This window comes from Pseudomonas sp. LPB4.O (assembly GCF_038383825.1).
Taxonomy (GTDB): Bacteria; Pseudomonadota; Gammaproteobacteria; order Pseudomonadales; family Pseudomonadaceae; genus Aquipseudomonas; species Aquipseudomonas putida.
Genome location: NZ_CP151298.1, coordinates 3,870,238 through 3,887,154, shown reverse-complemented (window position 1 = coordinate 3,887,154; position 16,917 = coordinate 3,870,238). Strand labels below are relative to the sequence as shown.

General features: G+C 54.8%; 12 protein-coding genes and 1 pseudogene. 3 read left to right on the top strand and 10 right to left on the bottom strand.

Annotated features, from left to right (window positions below; all coding sequences use genetic code 11):
• Positions 1 to 40: 40 nt before the first annotated feature.
• From pglX to brxL, 3 genes are read left to right on the top strand one after another with little or no spacing between them, the layout of a single operon-like run.
• A complete protein-coding gene (gene pglX / locus MRBLPB4O_RS17440) occupies positions 41 to 1,807 on the top strand; it encodes a BREX-1 system adenine-specific DNA-methyltransferase PglX (protein WP_341796074.1) in 1,767 nt (588 codons plus the stop codon).
• 7 nt (positions 1,808 to 1,814) lie between these two features.
• Entirely contained in the window at positions 1,815 to 4,328 is a 2,514-nt protein-coding gene (pglZ, locus tag MRBLPB4O_RS17435) for a BREX-1 system phosphatase PglZ type A (RefSeq protein ID WP_341796073.1), read from the top strand.
• Positions 4,329 to 4,340: 12 nt separating this feature from the next.
• Entirely contained in the window at positions 4,341 to 6,437 is a 2,097-nt protein-coding gene (gene brxL / locus MRBLPB4O_RS17430; RefSeq protein WP_341796072.1) for a BREX system Lon protease-like protein BrxL, read from the top strand.
• Positions 6,438 to 6,512: 75 nt separating this feature from the next.
• On the opposite strand, the gene MRBLPB4O_RS17425 is transcribed toward brxL, so the two are convergent.
• The 10 genes and pseudogenes from MRBLPB4O_RS17425 to MRBLPB4O_RS17380 form a co-directional block, all read right to left on the bottom strand.
• Positions 6,513 to 6,809: a hypothetical protein gene (locus MRBLPB4O_RS17425; RefSeq protein WP_341796071.1), complete on the bottom strand. Its 297-nt coding sequence runs from the start codon at positions 6,807 to 6,809 to the stop codon at positions 6,513 to 6,515.
• A complete protein-coding gene (locus MRBLPB4O_RS17420) occupies positions 6,806 to 7,786 on the bottom strand; it encodes an integrase domain-containing protein (protein ID WP_341796070.1) in 981 nt (326 codons plus the stop codon). The genes MRBLPB4O_RS17425 and MRBLPB4O_RS17420 overlap by 4 nt, the downstream gene beginning before the upstream one ends.
• Positions 7,764 to 8,123 (bottom strand): hypothetical protein, encoded by a 360-nt coding sequence (locus tag MRBLPB4O_RS17415; RefSeq protein ID WP_341796069.1) that lies wholly within the window; start codon positions 8,121 to 8,123, stop codon positions 7,764 to 7,766. Before MRBLPB4O_RS17415 ends, MRBLPB4O_RS17420 begins: the two co-directional genes overlap by 23 nt.
• Positions 8,107 to 9,504 carry a YfjI family protein gene (locus MRBLPB4O_RS17410; protein ID WP_341796068.1) on the bottom strand — a complete coding sequence of 466 codons (1,398 nt, stop codon included), beginning with the start codon at positions 9,502 to 9,504 and terminating at the stop codon, positions 8,107 to 8,109. Before MRBLPB4O_RS17410 ends, MRBLPB4O_RS17415 begins: the two co-directional genes overlap by 17 nt.
• 964 nt (positions 9,505 to 10,468) lie before the next feature.
• Positions 10,469 to 11,233: pseudogene (locus MRBLPB4O_RS17405) on the bottom strand (tyrosine-type recombinase/integrase); the annotation flags it as partial.
• Between the two features lie 157 nt (positions 11,234 to 11,390).
• Positions 11,391 to 12,671 carry an McrC family protein gene (locus MRBLPB4O_RS17400; protein WP_341796067.1) on the bottom strand — a complete coding sequence of 427 codons (1,281 nt, stop codon included), beginning with the start codon at positions 12,669 to 12,671 and terminating at the stop codon, positions 11,391 to 11,393.
• Complete coding sequence (locus MRBLPB4O_RS17395; RefSeq protein ID WP_341796066.1) at positions 12,668 to 14,857, bottom strand: AAA family ATPase; 2,190 nt, start codon at positions 14,855 to 14,857, stop codon at positions 12,668 to 12,670. The genes MRBLPB4O_RS17400 and MRBLPB4O_RS17395 overlap by 4 nt, the downstream gene beginning before the upstream one ends.
• Positions 14,858 to 15,470: 613 nt before the next feature.
• A complete protein-coding gene (locus MRBLPB4O_RS17390; protein WP_003250694.1) occupies positions 15,471 to 15,734 on the bottom strand; it encodes a DUF3077 domain-containing protein in 264 nt (87 codons plus the stop codon).
• A gap of 162 nt (positions 15,735 to 15,896) precedes the next feature.
• Positions 15,897 to 16,139, bottom strand: coding sequence for a hypothetical protein (locus MRBLPB4O_RS17385; RefSeq protein ID WP_061203962.1), 243 nt, complete (start codon positions 16,137 to 16,139; stop codon positions 15,897 to 15,899).
• 486 nt (positions 16,140 to 16,625) lie between these two features.
• Positions 16,626 to 16,805, bottom strand: coding sequence for a hypothetical protein (locus MRBLPB4O_RS17380; RefSeq protein WP_019471428.1), 180 nt, complete (start codon positions 16,803 to 16,805; stop codon positions 16,626 to 16,628).
• Between the last annotated feature and the right edge of the window lie 112 nt (positions 16,806 to 16,917).

The window sequence follows — 16,917 nt, the reverse complement described above, 5'->3', positions numbered from 1 at the left end:
TTGACTTTGGCCGTAAGGTATTGCAGGCGGGAGAGAAAGAATGAGTGAAAGCCCTAACAACAGCCACGAGCAAGGCATGGAGAAGTATTTTTTTCGGGCTTCGGCAGCGGACTTCAAGAAGATTCCAGGAAGCCCTGTTGCCTATTGGCTGTCGGATGCCGTTATCGGATCGTTTGAAAAAGGTCACCTAATTTCTAACGCATGCACCACACGTAAGGGAATGGCAACTGGGCTCAACGCAGTTTTTGTTCGCTCCTGGCATGAGGTCTCTTTACAGAGCATTGGATTCAGTCAATCAAGGGCTGAAGCTGCTAAGTCGTGCCTTCGGTGGTTTCCGTATGCCAATGGAGGTGAATACAGAAAGTGGTATGGAAATTTTGATGATGTTGTAAATTGGGAAAATGATGGCCATCGTTTACAGACCGAGCAGCACGAGAGTGGACGCATTCGTGCGGTCAACTTAAACCTAGACTTTATCTTCAAGCCTGGCCTTTCTTGGACGTCAATCACCAGCGGTGCATTTTCTATAAGAGTGCTGCCCAAAGGATTCCTCTTTAGTTCCGCGTCGAACGCAATGTTCTGCAACGGGGAGTCAACCCTATATGCTGGACTTTTGAATTCGAAGGCGCACGTAGTTTTGGGCAAGGCAATTAACCCAACTCTGAACGCTAACCCTGGTGATATTGGGAAAATCCCACTTCCCAATGCGTCAGTTGATGTCACCAAGACCATCGAATCGATAACGGATCTTTCGCGCCGAGATTGGGATTCTTACGAAGTCTCATGGGACTTCACCGGCCTCGCTCTTCTGCACCCCGACCACCGCCAGCCCACGCTCAAGGCTAGCTACCAGAAGCTTCGTGCCTACTGGCGCGAGATGACGCTAGAGATGCAGAGACTGGAGCAGGAGAACAACCGTATCTTTATCGACGCCTACGGTCTGCAGGATGAACTTGATGAGGAGGTTGATCTTAGTGAGATCACGCTCACCTGTAATCCGCACTACCGCTACGGCGGTGAGAAGAGCGAGGAGGAGTTAGAAGTCATGCTGCTGGCTGACACCATGCGCGAGCTGGTGTCTTACGCCGTTGGCTGCATGTTCGGCCGCTACAGTCTGGACAAGCCAGGACTGATACTGGCTAACCAAGCTGAGACTCTGGCGGACTATCTGGCGCAAGTACTGCAGCCTACGTTCCCGGCCGATGACGACAACGTGATCCCGCTACTCGACGGCGACTGGTTCCCGGACGACATCACCCTGCGTTTTCGCCAGTTCCTGCGCGTGGCGTTTGGCGACGCGCACTACGAGGACAACCTGGCTTTCATCGAGCAAGCGCTCAACGTCAAGGGCAAGCGCAACTACAGCTTGCGTGATTACTTTCTGGGTGAGTTCTACGCCGACCACGTGAAGCGCTACAAGAAGCGCCCGATTTATTGGCTGTTCTCTAGCCCCAAGGGAGCCTTCAGCGCATTGGTATATCTGCACCGCTATCGCTCGGACACAGTCAGTGTGGTGCTTAGTTACCTGCGCGATTTCCGCAAGAAGCTCGCTTCGCGTCTGGACTATTTGCAGCAGGTGGCCATAAGCACCTCTGCGAGCCCGAGTGAAAAGACCAAAGCTATCAAGGAGGCTGAAGTCGTCAAGAAGCAGCTGCTGGAGCTGGACGACTATGAGCGCGACACGCTCTATCCGCTGGCCACCGAACAGGTTGATCTGGATCTGGATAAGGGCGTCAAGGAGAACTACCTCAGGCTAGGCGCAGCCATGAAGAAGATCGTCGGGTTAGACGCCAAGGGTGAGGATTGATCCGTTCATGAGTAATGCCAAGATTAACCAGGCGCTGACGAACCTATTTGAGAAGCAGCGTATTGTCTTTTGGTACGACAACCGCCTGGAGTTCCGTGCGAATTTCGCATCGCTGGAACTGCCGGGTGTCGAGAAAATCGAGCTGGCCAACAACGAGTTCGGTGTAAAGTACCGCATCTTGCGTGAGCAGCCCGAGCAGAAGTTTCTGCTTTATCGCGAAGGTGCTGAACCGGCCTATCTGGATAACTGGTTACTTGATGTGCAGCTTGCCAGCGGCAACACTTTCCGAACGGATCAACTTGCCCTTTGGCTGGCCGAACTGGAGTTAGGGCCAGACTGCTATCCGGTGCTGGAAGAGCATGCAGCCTTCTTCACTGCGGCCAAGCGGCGCGAGCAGTTGCATAAGCTGCTGCAGCCGAGCGATTCGCAGAGCATGCTGCGTTTCAAAATGCTCGCTGTCTGTGCTGGCGCAAAGGGTGAGCCGAGACTGGATGTGATTGTTGAGGAGCTGCTGGCTGAGCTTGCGAATGCTGAAAGTACGTGCATCAAGCTTATTGAATCAAGCGGCCTGGGTAGCTTCCTCTGGGAGCAGATGAAGCGTGCTTACGGCTACGTGTCGGAGCAGCCGGGGCTGCATGATTTCGTGATCGAGCTGTTCAAGGCCTGCTTCATGATGGGCACTGATCCTGAGTACAAGTCGCGCTTGTCTGCTGAGTCGCTGGTTTTTCTCCGACGCTGGAAGGACAGTCGTTCGCATCAAAGCAGTTTTGAGCTCCTATCGGCGCAGTGTGCGGAGGTGCTACAGGTCGGTGAAAAGCTGCATAAGCTCGATTATCGGATCCTCCTGGAGCTCGACTACTTCGAGTTGATCGACCGCAAGATCCTTAGTGAACTGGTTCGTGCGACCGTAGCCCGGACGGCGACCGCTGCCGATGTGGAGCAATCTGTTCGTCAGCGACGCCAGAGCCATTGGTTCAGCTATTTCGAGGACGTCTATCTGGCGCTGGATCATGCTGCGCAGTTCCTGCAAACGCAGGATGCAGCAAAGCTGGAAATGACCTCCTTGGCCGATGGCGTAGAGAAGTATACGAAGAGCTGGTATCGGCTGGATCAGCTGTATCGCAAATTCGTCCATCACGCACGCAAGTCTGGCCAGGCCTCCTTGCTGGAGGAACTCAGCGCCCAGATCGAAAACCAGTACACCAACAACTATCTGGTGCGTCTTAATGATCGTTGGCAGAAATTTGTGGACTCTGCTCCGAGCTGGACGGCAGCTCCGATCATGCTGCAACGGAATTTCTTCAGCCGCTGCGTAAAGCCCTTCCTGGAGCGCAAGACCAAGGTCTGCGTGCTGATCTCGGATGCTTTCCGGTATGAGGTGGGTGAAGAGCTGCATAGCCTTATTCGCCGTGAAGATCGCTTTGAGGCCGAACTGGAGCCGGCGCTTTCCATGTTGCCGAGCTACACCCAACTGGGTATGGCTGCACTGCTACCTAACCAGGCACTGCAGCTAGCTGATAATGATAGTGGTGATGCGTTGGTGGATGGTCAAAGTGCACAGGGCTCGACAAATCGGGGCAAGATACTTGCTGCTGCGGTGTCGAGTTCTGCTGTTGTATTGGCCAAGGATCTACTGGCTATGAACCAGGCAGATTCGCGGGCACTGCTGCGGGATCACGATGTGGTTTACGTTTACCATAACCTGATCGACAAAACTGGCGATACACGAGATACCGAGGAGCGGGTATTTGCTGCGGCAGAAGAGACACTGTCTGAGCTTGTCCGCCTGGTTAAGAAACTGACCAACGCCAATGCTAGCAACCTATTGGTTACTGCAGATCATGGCTTCATCTATCAGCACCGACCGTTGGATGAGAGTGATTTTCTCAGCAACGTGCCGGACGGTGATGAGGTGCTCTATCGCGATCGGCGTTTCGTCCTGGGGCGCGGTCTGCGTAGTCAAGCAGGTTTCCGGACCTTCACTCCTGAACAGCTGGGACTTCAAGGATCGTTGGATGTACAGATTCCTAAGTCGATCAATCGCTTGCGTCTCAAAGGCTCTGGCAGCCGTTTCGTGCATGGCGGGGCCACGCTGCAAGAGGTGGTGATCCCAGTTGTGCGCATCAACAAAAAGCGCCAAAGCGATGTTGGAAGTGTGGAAGTCGAGTTCATCGGAGGTGGGGGCAGGAGCATCACGACTGGCCAATTGGCTGTTGTGTTGTATCAGTCCGAGGCGGTCACCGAGAAGAAACAAGCTCGTCGGTTGCGTGCAGGCTTGTTCACCCTCGACAGTGAGTTGATCTCCGACTCTCATGAATTGATGTTCGATTTCGCGTCCGAAAACCCGCGCGAGCGTGAGCTGTCGGTTCGCTTCATCCTGAGCCGGAAAGCTGATGAGTCAAACAACCAGCAGGTTGAGCTACGGCTTGAAGAGCAGGTGGAAGGTACCTCGCATTTCACCCAGTATAAGGCCATTCGGTATACGATTCGTCGCTCGTTCACCAGTGAATTCGACTTTTAAGCGGGAGCCGTCATGAGTCAGCTTGATGACAAGATCAACCATCATTTCGCGGGCCTCGTAGTTCGCAAGGATTTGGTCAAAGCTGTTAAGGGCAACGCAATCGTGCCGTCCTACGTGCTGGAGTACCTGCTAGGCCAATACTGCGCGACGAATGATGAGTCGACGATTCAAACAGGTATCGAGACGGTCAAAGAAATCCTGCGCAAGCACTATGTGCATCGCAATGAAGCGGGGCTGGTGCGTTCGATCATCAAGGAAAAAGGCCGCCACAAAGTCATCGACCGGATCAGTGTTTCCCTAAACGACAAGGACGATGTCTACGAGGCTGAGTTTGCCAACCTTGGAATAAAAAAGGTGCTGATCGACTCCAGCACGGTGAAGGCGCATCAAAAGCTTTTGGTCGGAGGCGTGTGGTGTATCGCTGATCTGGAGTACGAGTACACCGAGGATAAGTCGGCCTCGCCCTGGGTTTTAGCCTCGCTCAAGCCGATTCAGATCTCCCGATTCGATTTCGAGGGTTACCTGGACGCCCGCAAGCAGTTCACCACTGATGAATGGATCAACCTGCTGATCCAGAGCGTCGGCTTCAACCCTCAAATGTTCGGCAAGCGCAACAAGCTGTTGCAACTGATCCGTCTGATTCCGTTCTGTGAGCGCAACTACAACCTGATCGAGCTGGGGCCGAAGGGCACCGGCAAGTCACATGTCTACTCTGAGTTCTCACCTCATGGCATTCTGATCTCTGGTGGCGAGGTGACGGTGCCTAAGCTGTTCGTCCACAACGGCACGGGCAAGCTAGGCCTGGTGGGCTACTGGGATGTGGTGGCCTTCGACGAATTTGCTGGCAAGCAGAAGCGTGTGGACAAGGCGCTGGTCGACATCATGAAGAACTACATGGCCAACAAGTCGTTCTCGCGGGGGGTGGAAACCCTTGGGGCCGAGGCCAGCATGGTATTTGTCGGCAACACCGATCACACAGTGCCATACATGCTCAAGCACAGCGATCTTTTCGACCCGCTGCCGGAGAAGTTCCACGACTCGGCTTTCCTCGACCGCTTGCACAGCTACATACCTGGATGGGAAGTGGATGTGATCCGTGGAGAAATGTTCTCCACGGGCTACGGCTTCGTAGTGGACTACTTGGCCGAGATTCTCCGCTCACTGCGCAGCCATGATTTCTCAGATCGCTACAAAGGTCTGTTTACGTTGTCAGATGATATCTCCACACGAGATCGTGATGGTATCAACAAGACCTTCTCCGGCTTGATGAAAATCCTCTTTCCTCATGGTGAGGCGACCGAGTCGGAGGTCGAAGATGTGTTGCGCTGTGCCATCGAAGGGCGCAAACGGGTCAAAGACCAGCTGCTGCGTATCGACGCAACCTACCCAGCTGTGCGTTTTACCTATAAAGGGACGGATGGCGTAGAGAGGCTGATCTCCACCTTGGAGGAGAGCGAGTACCCGAACCAGTACCATCGACGAGTGGCGAGTGAAGTTTCGGAGTTAGATCTATTCGATTTGGCTAACGCCGCTTCCACGGATGCGGATAACGATGCGGCCTGTTCTCAGCCTGTTAATTCTGCTGTCTCGATGAGTAAAAAGCCTGAGCTAAAACCTCAGCATCTGGTAATCCAGGAGAACCAGCGCGGCGTCACCTTCGATAAGTTGTTTGGACCGTACTTAAAAGGGGCCAAGCGGATCATCGTTATAGATCCGTACCTACGGATGTTCCATCAATTGCGTAACCTTATGGAGCTGATGGAAACGATCAGTAAGCAGCTAACTTCCGGTGAGGAGGTGGCGGTACATGTAGTCACCGTTGAAGATGAGTTCAACGGTGATCGCCAGACCGAAAGCCTGCAGAAAATTGTGGATGCTTGTGCCGGGGTGGGCATTCAACTCACTTGGGCGTATGACACGACAGGGACTAAACACGATCGTGACATAACCACTGATAAGGGCTGGAAAATCGTTCTCGGGCGGGGGTTGGACATCTTCCAGCGCTTCGAGCTGAACGACGCGTTTAGCTTTGCGAATCGCCTACAGCAACATCGCCAATGCAAGGAGTTTAGCGCAACGTTCATAAGGGTCGAGGATGCCGCGGAGTGAAGCGGCTGTGGAATAAATTTCTATCCAAGGCCTGCAGAACCTTTACAAACTGTTCGCATGCTTAGCTGCCGCACCTCAATACTGTCGACTGACGGCTTTGGCTCCGAGCATCCAGACGGTGCCCATTCGTTTAAGGATCAATGAGGCTGTGAGGCGATAGTAGTAGCAGCTGGCATCCGAATGGCTTTTTAGGTACTCGGTGAAGAACCAGCGTACATGCTTGTGCCGCCAGGTCCAGGGGTTGTCTCGTTGCCATCGCTGTTGGATGGCAACTTGCATGCATCGTGCTTGCCTAAGGTGGCGTTGCTGAGTGGCTTTCGAGCCAATTAGTACGCCGTTCAGGAACAGCGCCATATCAAAGGGCTTGGTCACGCTCGACCTCCAATGTAGGCTGAGACCACATCAATCCGGTTATGTCCGAGCTCAAGGCTGATCTGTTGTCGCGCCTGTTGATCGAGGCCGTGGTCAATGTAATAACAGTGACCACCATTGACGGGTGCGGCGTGGCCCGTGAGTTGCTCATAACGCTCGCAGGCGTAAGCTGCTCGCATTTCATGGAGCCCCTTCAGCCCGAGCTCATGCAGCGCTTCGCGGGCGGGGAGCACGGTCTGTTGTAGGAATGAGGCGTAGCTTTCGTCGCGGGCCAGCAAGTTTCTGCTATGGGGCGGCGAAGTATCGCGCGCCAGCTGGAGCGCCGCGTTAACTTGTTCAGTGGCAATGATCCAACGTGGCGCAGATGCCCCTAAGCGGCCGCCTTTGGTACCGTCCTGAATATTGATGTGGCCAAGGTGCACTGCTTCGCGTTGTAGGCGTGGCAGATCCGCCAGGATCGCTTCACGCAAACGCATTCCCGTTGTGCGGGCCAGCATGACAATGGCCGCTACTCGCTCGTATTTCTGCTCAAAAAGTGTTTGAAGCACTCGCTGTACTTGTTGAGGGTCTTGGCCATCTGGTGCTCGAGTGCGCACGTTGGAGCGGTGCTGTCCCAACGCCTGGCTTGGGCTGATGATTCTCACATCCTGATCACCGCGCAGTGCAGCGAGGGTTCGGTTGACGCTGCTCAGGCGATTTTGCGCTGTGGCGATGCAAAGATTGCCTTGATGGATCTGTTGGCGAAGATCAGCGGCGTAGTCATTTAGCGTCTGCCGATCGATCTGACGCGCATCATTGTAGCCAGGCCCGTCTTCTGACCGGCACCAGCGTGCGAAAGCTTGCCAACGATCGCCATGCGCTTTGACCGTGGCGAAGTGGCCGCCGGCAAACAGATCTTCCAGAGCCTGCCGACCGGCGTAGCTCAGTTGTCGGCCATAACCATAGTTGCGACCGTCACGTCGACCGACCAGGGCCATTGTCTTCACCTTGAGCGTTGGTTTGTAGGTGCAGTAGCAGGGCTTTCCAGTGGTGGCCGATACTCTTCAATTGCCCCCAGTGTGCTGGGCGGATGAAGAGGGCATTTTCACTGTGTTTCAGAAGAGCCCCTTCCTCTTGCAACTGCTCGATGAGCTGAGCGAGGTCGATGGGCTCAGATGTTGTACTGGCGACAGCGGCGACACTGGCGACAACCCCCGCCGCATCTCGCTTGGCAGGTGGCGACAAAGTGGTGACGGTGGCGGCGACACTCCGTAACTCGGTCGGCGAGCGATGCTGCGCTCGATAGCGGCGCACGGCCTCATTGAGGCGGAACATGGCGCACCTCGAATATGTCCCCAACATTGTTCAGCCAGTTATAGGCAACCAGTTGCAGCAATAACTCGAAGGTGTGCCGCGTGCTTTTACGGGCAAAGCGAGGGCCGTTACGTGTGATGTCGCGGAGGCGAAACGGTGGCCAGTTCTTCTTTATCAACCAGCGCAGCAGGCAGTCGGCCTCTGCGCGAAGCTTATTCAGAGGCTCCTGTTCAGTCAGTCGTTGGTTCTCGGCCAGGTAGTAATCCATCAGCGTAGAGGCGCGTTGAATGTGCATGTCTTCCAAGACAGCGCACTCCTCAACCACCGCCATCACGCCAGCCATGCGTAGAACGTTCGCGGCGGCTTTGCCCGCAGCAGCTTGCACGTTGACCAGCTCGCCGAATTCCCCGGACTCGCATTCAATGGTGTCGTGAATGGCAATCCATGCTTCACGGGCGCGGGGGCTTAACTCAAGGGTTACAGGGCTGAGGCCGCCGTCTTTATGGCGTGACCAAGGCTTCTGCATGAGCGCGGCAATGCGCTGCTGATACAGGTGCACCTTTGGATCACGGGTCAGGTCGATGGCTTTGTACAGCCGTTGTCCAACCAGACGCTCTGGCCAACTGATCAGGCAGCGTCCCAGGATGCCCTGGTCTTTGATATCAGCGTCCTGCAGCAAGCGGTCTGCTAGGCGGGGTTGAAGCATCAAGTGCATGCAGAGGCGCCGATCATAGGCACGCAGACTTTCTCCAGTCATCGCGCGCGACCGATCAATCGGGCTGCCGTCCCACAGCGTCGACAAGTGAGTGATCGCCTTGATCATGTTGTCCTTGCTCATGGTGCTGCCGCCCAAAAACTGGCCGCCTTCATCGCTGAACAACCCCATGCTGGGCAAGCCGTGACACAGGCTTTTGACCAGGCCCTCAATGGTCGGCTCAGCAGTGAGCAGTCTTGGTTGGACAGGTTCAGGTTGGGCGTCCAGCGCTAGGTGTGCTGACTTTTTCGAGGTCGGTGACTTCGCGGTGAGGCTCATTGCAGCTCGGTGCGCCTTGAGCTGTTCGCCATAGGCGATCCACTGCTGTCTCTCCCAGTCGCGGACGGCCTGCAGCGCAACATGGTCCACGGCGCTTTTGCGATCACCCGAGCAAGCCACTGTCAGCAAGTACAGCGACAACGGATAGATTCGGCCGTCCAGGTGAACATTGGCATGCGCCTGGCTCGCCAAAGCTGCCGTGGCTAGAACGGATTGCGCGGCCATGGCGCAGGGCACGCCGATTACATCGGCCATGCGCTCCACGGCCGGCCCCAAAAGATCGCCTAGCGCCGCGACCGGGTAGGGTAGGGGCGTAATCTGCTGTTCCAACAAGGGGCGTGGTGGCCCTTGTACTTCGCGCAGTTGCATAGCCGTCCTCCATAAATTACCGATCTCTCCCTCACGTCATCCCGCCAAGAATGCTGAGTGTTATCAGGGATCAAGGCCCCTGCGACCTGTGAGGGTGTCCACTGACGCGGGACTGGCGGCTCCTTACTACCAGGAGCAAGGGCATCTCATGATCTGGCCTCCTGAGCACCGAAAGCGGTGGGCGGGTGGAGGCTGCACTGGGTGACGAGACCAGCGCCGCGAGATCCTGAGCCGGGTGCAAGCAGCACTGCGATGACCGGGGCATGCCTGATTGTCAGTCAGGTGCAGTCCATTCCCTGGTCTGCGGCACCATCATCTACAGCGCTGTTGCTGGTGACATCGGCGTTTGTCACGCCGATTGTCACGAGGAGAATTGCCGCAAAGCCATGTGCGATGAGGGCTGCAGCAGTGGTAGGAGCGCCCGTCTCTTTTCTGGAGAAAGAGACGGGCGAACGGTTGGCGCAAAACGCTGGCCGAGCAGGTTCGTTGCTGCAGGGCTAAAGGGTTAGCGGGCAGCCGCACTAGGCGGATTGTTTAGAGGGCGTCCATCATTCTGGCGAATGACCGTGCGAGCCTCCGGGCGCGAATCGCACTTTGGGATGAACCACCGGGTTAGCGGCATGACCTTGAAGGCTCTGGTCATCTGGGGTGCTGCCTAAGGCAGCGTTTTGAACCTTCGTTCTATCGGTCACCGCGGCATGGGTCAATTGGTGAAGGGCATATGGAAATGCGCCAGATTCCTTCTTTGGTGTGCTTTGGAAGTCGGTGGGTGTCAGTGGCAAAGTGGCCGTTTGTCGCTTTTCTAGTGTTAGCCCGTGAGCATGGGGATGCGAAGCCTCCCCATGCTCACGGGCTTAGCCGGAGAAGCCAAAATTGAGGCGAGTTGGCGACTGTCGCCATCCGCTCAGACGGCAAGGATGTAGATGGCATGCGGTCTGTCGCCAGTGTCGCCGTTGTCGCCGCCCTATCGGATGGGCACTACGTTCCGATCCTTAGCCACATTCATCGCGCTGGCCGAGAGATTGCCCGTCGACGCCTTCAGAATGTACTCGCTCCACCAAGCCATCATCGGCCGCCGTCGCTCGATGTAGTCGGCTCGGTTGTAGGCACTGCGCACCTCATCCTTGTCGACGTGCGCCAACGCCACTTCGATGAACTCCGGGTCCCACCCATGTTCATTCAATATGGTGCTGGCCATCGAGCGCATGCCGTGGCTGACCAAGCGGTCCTGGAAGCCCATGCGTTTCAACGCCATGTTGGCGGTCTGGCTATTGGCGTGAGTACGAGGGTTTCGGTCTGCCGGAAAGACGTATTCCCGATGACCACTGTGGGACTTCAGTATCTCCAGCAATGACATGGCTTGATCGCTCAACGGGATGCTGTGCGGGCGGCGCTTCTTCATCCGTTCCGGCGGGATAGTCCAGACTCGCCTTTCAAAGTCGATGTCTGCCCAGCGAGTTGTCGCCGCCTCGGCGGGGCGAGTCATGGTGTGCAACTGCCATTCGATCAGGCAGCGGGTCGTGCGCTTGATACTGGCGTTCGCTATTTCCAGCATGAGCTCAGGAAGCTCTTCGGGCGGTAGCGCCGCCATGTTTTCTTTCTTCGGTTTCTTGAATACCGCCCGAATCCCGCTGAGCGGGTTCGCGAAAATCATTCCCGAATTGACCCCGTAGGTCATGATCTCGTTGAGGCGCTGGCTAAGCCGCTTCACCGTTTCCAAGCTGCCTTTCGTCTTTGATTGATAATTTGGTGGAGCCGGGGGGAGCTGAACTCCCGTCCGAGTAAACACATTGATACGCGGCTAAACGGGCGGCGGACGTGTCAGGTAGGATATATTCTACTCTCCAAACGCACACGGTCCATTTCCTACGGTGGTACAGCTAATCCTAGGCGCGTATAAAGGGCAGGTGCTGTTCATTTTTAACTAATAAACAATCTGTGTCTAAGTTAAAAGGCAGGATTCTCAGTTGAAGACGATTTCCGTAATCGAAAATCGGGAGTTCATTCTGTAATTTTGACCAGTATGGATAAATTAATACTAGGTTGGGTGCGTTTGTGTCATTCCAGTACTTATGTCCATAGGCAAAAAGCTGATAAAAATCCGCCTGGCTTACATAATAATTGCTCTGGTGCTTTTGCGAGTCAATACGCTTCCACTTGGTGTCCAGAATCCACCTTTGTGAAGGTAAGTCGATCAAGATGTCTGGCCTCAGGCAGAACCTACTCTTGCCATCTTGTTCACACAAGTATCTGCTCCCGGACTGAGTTCTCATTTGAGCTTCAGTCGTGAGTCTACGATGTAGCCAATCCTGCACATATCGCTCGAATAGCCGCTCCATCGGGAACAGTAGGCTAATGCCGGAAGTCTTGCCTGCCACCGCCAGAGGCATGTGTTGACTCAGAATCAACTCGCACCATGGCTTGATTGGCTCGTAGTGACTCATCAGCCTATTATCGCTCCAAGCGCCTAAATCTTGAGCGATATTTTGGCTACGAGGAACGCTAGCTAGAAGTGCCTGCAATTCAATAGCTAGTCGCCAGTTCTGGTCGCTTTTGGTGTGTTTAGCCACTTGCTCCAATGCGAGCTTAAGCAGTCGGTTCTCCGCACGATCCGGCACAAATATGTCATGGCGAATGGCAAAATTATGCTGTCGTCCTGGTGGCTGGCGCATTTGTGCGACCACATTTAGCTGGCCTCGAAGATAACGTTGCTCTTCTTCGATTCGTTGGTAGTCAAAACGTAGGCCGCGCTTCAGCAACAAGTCTAGCTCGTAGAGAAACTGTTCCATTAGCCATTCACTGAGTGGTGCGTCAAAAGTTTCGACGTTAGCACCGCCAGCTTTTCGCGGCTTCAACTGGAGCGCGTTTTGAATGAGTTTCCGTAACAGCTGGCGACTTTTTACTACACAGTCGTCCTGCTCATGATGCTTAGGAAGAATCTCTAGACGTGTACCGCATGGGGTCTCCAGTACGCCTACGTATGAGTCCCACTTCAAGGTGCGGCGATTGGTGAGCTTGAGCAGACTTGTACCGCTACCTTCGGCGCCGCCATTGAAATCGCACAACCAATCGAAAGCGCTTTGGGATACCTGCGCCAGGTCAAGAGTGGCGTGCACGTCGTCGGTAGTCAGACGTGCATACTCGCGGATCGTTATATTGGTTTTCACGACTCTTGATTCTGAAGGTGACTCAGCAGATTACGGCCGAGGGTACGCGTATTTAGTCTATGACCGGTTTCGCCTTGAATGCTCATACCTATCTGATTTGCCAATTCTCGCAGCGCTGGGTGTGTGGGCTGTTGCGGATGCCCTTGGTGCAATACTTCGATGGAGCCACTGTTGAGCTCTCGTAAGACGAAGTCACCGGATGAGGCTTCCCGTTTCACGACCTCGAGACCGGCTGGGATCTGAATGTCGAGGATACGGAGGAAGGCTTCCAGCCGTTGAAATGCCTCTTCGTTAACTTCCCAAGAAAATTCTTCCAGACCTGCACCGACGTCACTGCCAAACAATTCTTCTACTTGGCTTGGTAGCTTGCGTACAAATTGATCGCAAGGTGATTTGCGATGATCATTCAAAACCCATGCTATACGCTGCCAATCTTCGAAGAAGTATTCTTGTAGTAGCGGGAACACTTGGTTTCGGAAAATCTCTTCCAGTCGTGAGAGCGAGGCGTCGTTCTGCAACGGCATAAAGTAGGCATGGCCCAGACGGTGGTCCCGGTCCAGTAGCGCTTCTATCCGCTGATTCATCACGCGCAACAGCTGCCCGATGTGCAGCTGGTTTTCGATCAGAACATTATCTAGCAGCTCGGGCTTTGGTGGCATTTCACGGAACGTGAATCGGCGCCGCAGGGCAATATCTAATCCTGCAAGGGAGCGGTCGACGGTATTCATGGTGCCAATCAAGAACAGGTTGTTTGGGACGCTGAATGACTTTTTTGAATAAGGCAGCACTACCGAGAGCGCTTCATCCGCGCCCGCGCGCTTACTCGGCTCGATGAGAGTGATAAGTTCGCCGAATATTCGTGACATATTGCCCCGGTTGATTTCATCGATGATCAACACTCGCGCGTCATTGACTCGGGGGCCATCGGTGGGCTCGAGCAGGCGCTCGACCACGGCCGCAAAAAGATTCTGGTAACCGTTCACGAGATATTTCTCAAGGTCCGACTCGGCTACCCGTTCGAAAACCCGTTTTTGGCGAATGTCCTCCACCGTTATGCGTCCATCTCGAACGTATGAGAGGAGCTGACGGATAATGCTCAGCGGAAGAGGCAGGCTACCCCCGCTGGGCTTATCGAACTCGATTTGCTCGCTACCGACTTTACGCACAACGTAGTTGCCGAATCGTTGGTCTACCTGGAGGGCGAATTCTCCAGCATTAGAAGCTGTACCGAGCAGTCCTGCGAGCTTTTCCCGATCCAAGGTTGAGCTGCTCATCTCATACAGAGTCATCTGGCTGAACTGGCCGTTGAGCAGTTCGGTGTGAGGCAGGGAAGGGCTGTATTCACGGAGCCACTTCACTGAACGCATCTGTGAGTAACCCGTATCGAACTCTGCGTGAGGCTTGAATAGGTAGTCGCCGGTGATTTCTGCGATGGCGCGGAACTTGAAGTTACCATCCGACACCACAATCAGATCACCCATTTTCATGCGCGTGACGAAGGCTGTCACGCTCGTGATGCGATAGTCGTTGGTTGGGTTGGCAGGAATTATGCCTGCCGAAGCGAAGCGTTGCTGAACCTCTTGGCGGCTAGTACAACCCGTAAAATCGATATCTTCGCCATATCCCAGCAACACATATTCGCCTTGCAAACACTCATCGTAAACGTGGGAATCGTCTCCCAGGGTATTTCCAAGGGACATCTTCCATACCCGTCGACCTTTCAGGTCGCTTGGTGCTTGAGCCTGGTGCGTCACCTTTGCGGCTGCGGCCTCACACATCGACTTGAAGACACCGTCCACGACTTCATAGCGCAACTGCTGAGTGCTTTCATCGGTGGTTGCGCGTAAGCCTTCTACGAAGTCCTCATAGCTGAAGCTTTGGTGGAATGTGACGAAGCGCACTCTATCCTGTTGGACGAGTTCATCGAATCGACGCTTGAGCACGGCGCGGTTTTTCTGGTGCTCCCGAAGCGTCTCAGGATCCAAAATTTCTAGTGCCAGATCGATAGTCGCATAGGTTTTCCCGGTACCAGGTGGCCCGAAAAGCACTTGGTTCAATGCCACGCCGCGTTCCTTCAATGCAAATGCTCCACTGCCGCTAGATCCACAGGAGATGAAGTTGGACCCTAGCGTTCTCCAGGTATGTAACCAGACGTGAGGGGTAACCGTCTTGGCGCGCGGCCCCATTGCGCTGGTTCGATGAATAGCTGCGCCAATCCTACACTGATAACGGTCTTTTCCTACAGAGATGGGCGCACATTCGATGGGGAAGCAGGGGCTTGTGAAGGATCAACTTTCTGGGCCGTTTTGCCCTCCTATCTGGAGCAGCTTCTCTGCCGGAAGTGATCAATGGACGGCACAAAAGCCGGCGGCGGTGTTTAGCTCACTCTAGAGGTCGACGTAGGAATAACGCTGGCCGCACGTAGAGTTAGAGCAGGTCGAGCCTAGCTTGAGGGAGGCGATGCTGAATGTCGTGAGGTGGCGAGCACTTGCCTGGGTATGGCTAGAGGGAATAGCCCCGCGTTGCAATTCTCAAAAAGCGAGCGGGCTTCATTTCGTCAGCCTACCCGAGACTTTGCGTCAATGAAGGTTTTGGTGTCGCACTCAATGGAGTTGAATCTGAGGCCATTTAGGGGGCGATCAAATCAGGGCAATTAGTCGCTCAGCATTGTGCTTTGCGGAGTGACACTTGTGGCGTTGGAGATGTTTAAGCGTGGTTGCTCAGAGAGGGTCAGGTAGTTGGAGCGCCTTCAAAACCACGGGTCGAGGCAGATCTTGAAGGCACCACGTGAGGGGTAGTTCAGCGCATCATTCCCAGCTCAGCATCATCCATCAGCGCCTTGGCCAAAGCGCACAGGTAGTGCGAAGCCCAAATCAGCTGTGGCTTGTCTTCCATCAAGCCATCCAAGGTCATATCCCGTGCGTAGCCCATCAGCTCCGAGGCCTGCTCGCGGGCACTCTGGCAAGGAATACCGGCTTCGATGCGAAACAGCGGATGGGTCTGGTTTTCACCTTGATAGAAGGTGGTTTTGCCGACGGTGAATTTGGTTTCTTCTGTGGACATTGGTCAATCTCCCCGAAATCTCTAGTGCCTGGGCTGGCCTCTCGCCGGCAAGCCAGCTCCCACAAGTGCTGCATAGGCTTCACGATCTGCGACATGGCTCAGATCCATGTGGAGGCTCGGCTTGCAGGCGTTTGGGGGCCTGGGCGACGCATCAATTAGGCTTCAGTGCGAAGTCCCAGGCTCAGTGGGCATCTGCACCTGGGCTATTGCGGACTCCAGCAAAGCCCGCAGCGTTTCCAGCTCATGCATCGAGGTCATCATCAGAATCGACGCTGGCGACTTGGGCTGCAGTAGCATGGCTTGATGCACGACCGTCTCCGCACATAGTGCGTAATCCGTGGCTTGGATCAAGGTGTCTTCCAGGGAAAGAACGTGGTGGGGTGGATCAGGTACTATTTTCAGCATAAACCCTCTCAGTGCCTTAAGGGCTGCCGCAAAACCGCTGTCAAACGGAAGGGTGGCAGCTGTTTGTGGGTTGACAGACCGGGGGCACTGAGAATCCCGGCGCACACGAAGGTGCCCCACGCGCAGCTGCCATAAACTGGCATTGCACATGCTCTCAGTGAACCACGGTCTGTCAAAACCGTGCCGCCAATGGGTAGCGACTGGTCGAGACTAGGGCTGACTATTTCCATGTGCAACGAAAAACAGGCGCGAGGAGTATCTTTGGGAAATGGCCTACAAGGAAGGGGTTATTTCTGATTTTTCGACCCGCTGCCGTTCCTTAAGACGTCGACAGGAAACATGCGGGCAAAAGAAAGCCCGCCGAGGCGGGCTAAGTACTATCACGTAGGGATAGCTTGATACTGCCTAAGCCACTGTGAAAATTGGGTGAAAGAAAAGTCCCCAGAACGTGATCAACCCGCGAGGTTAGCGCGGGGCTCGCGCGCTTTACAGCTGGGCTTTCTGCCGCTGGTAGCGCTGAAAACGGGTAACAGCGATCTGGACGGCAGCTGCCACGAGGCACAGCAGGCCGATTTTCCAGCTGCCCTCCAGGCCGTAATGCTCGGCGATTTTCCCAGTGAGGAGGACGCTAACGAAGATGGCGAAAGGCAGGATCAATTTGTTCATCGGGTCTTCCAGCAAGCTGCAAATGGCTTGGGTGAGGATGCAGTTCACCCAGCGGAAATGACGCGATCTTAGCAAATCCGTTTGCGGCTTTGTGGTCACATCCACAGCGGCT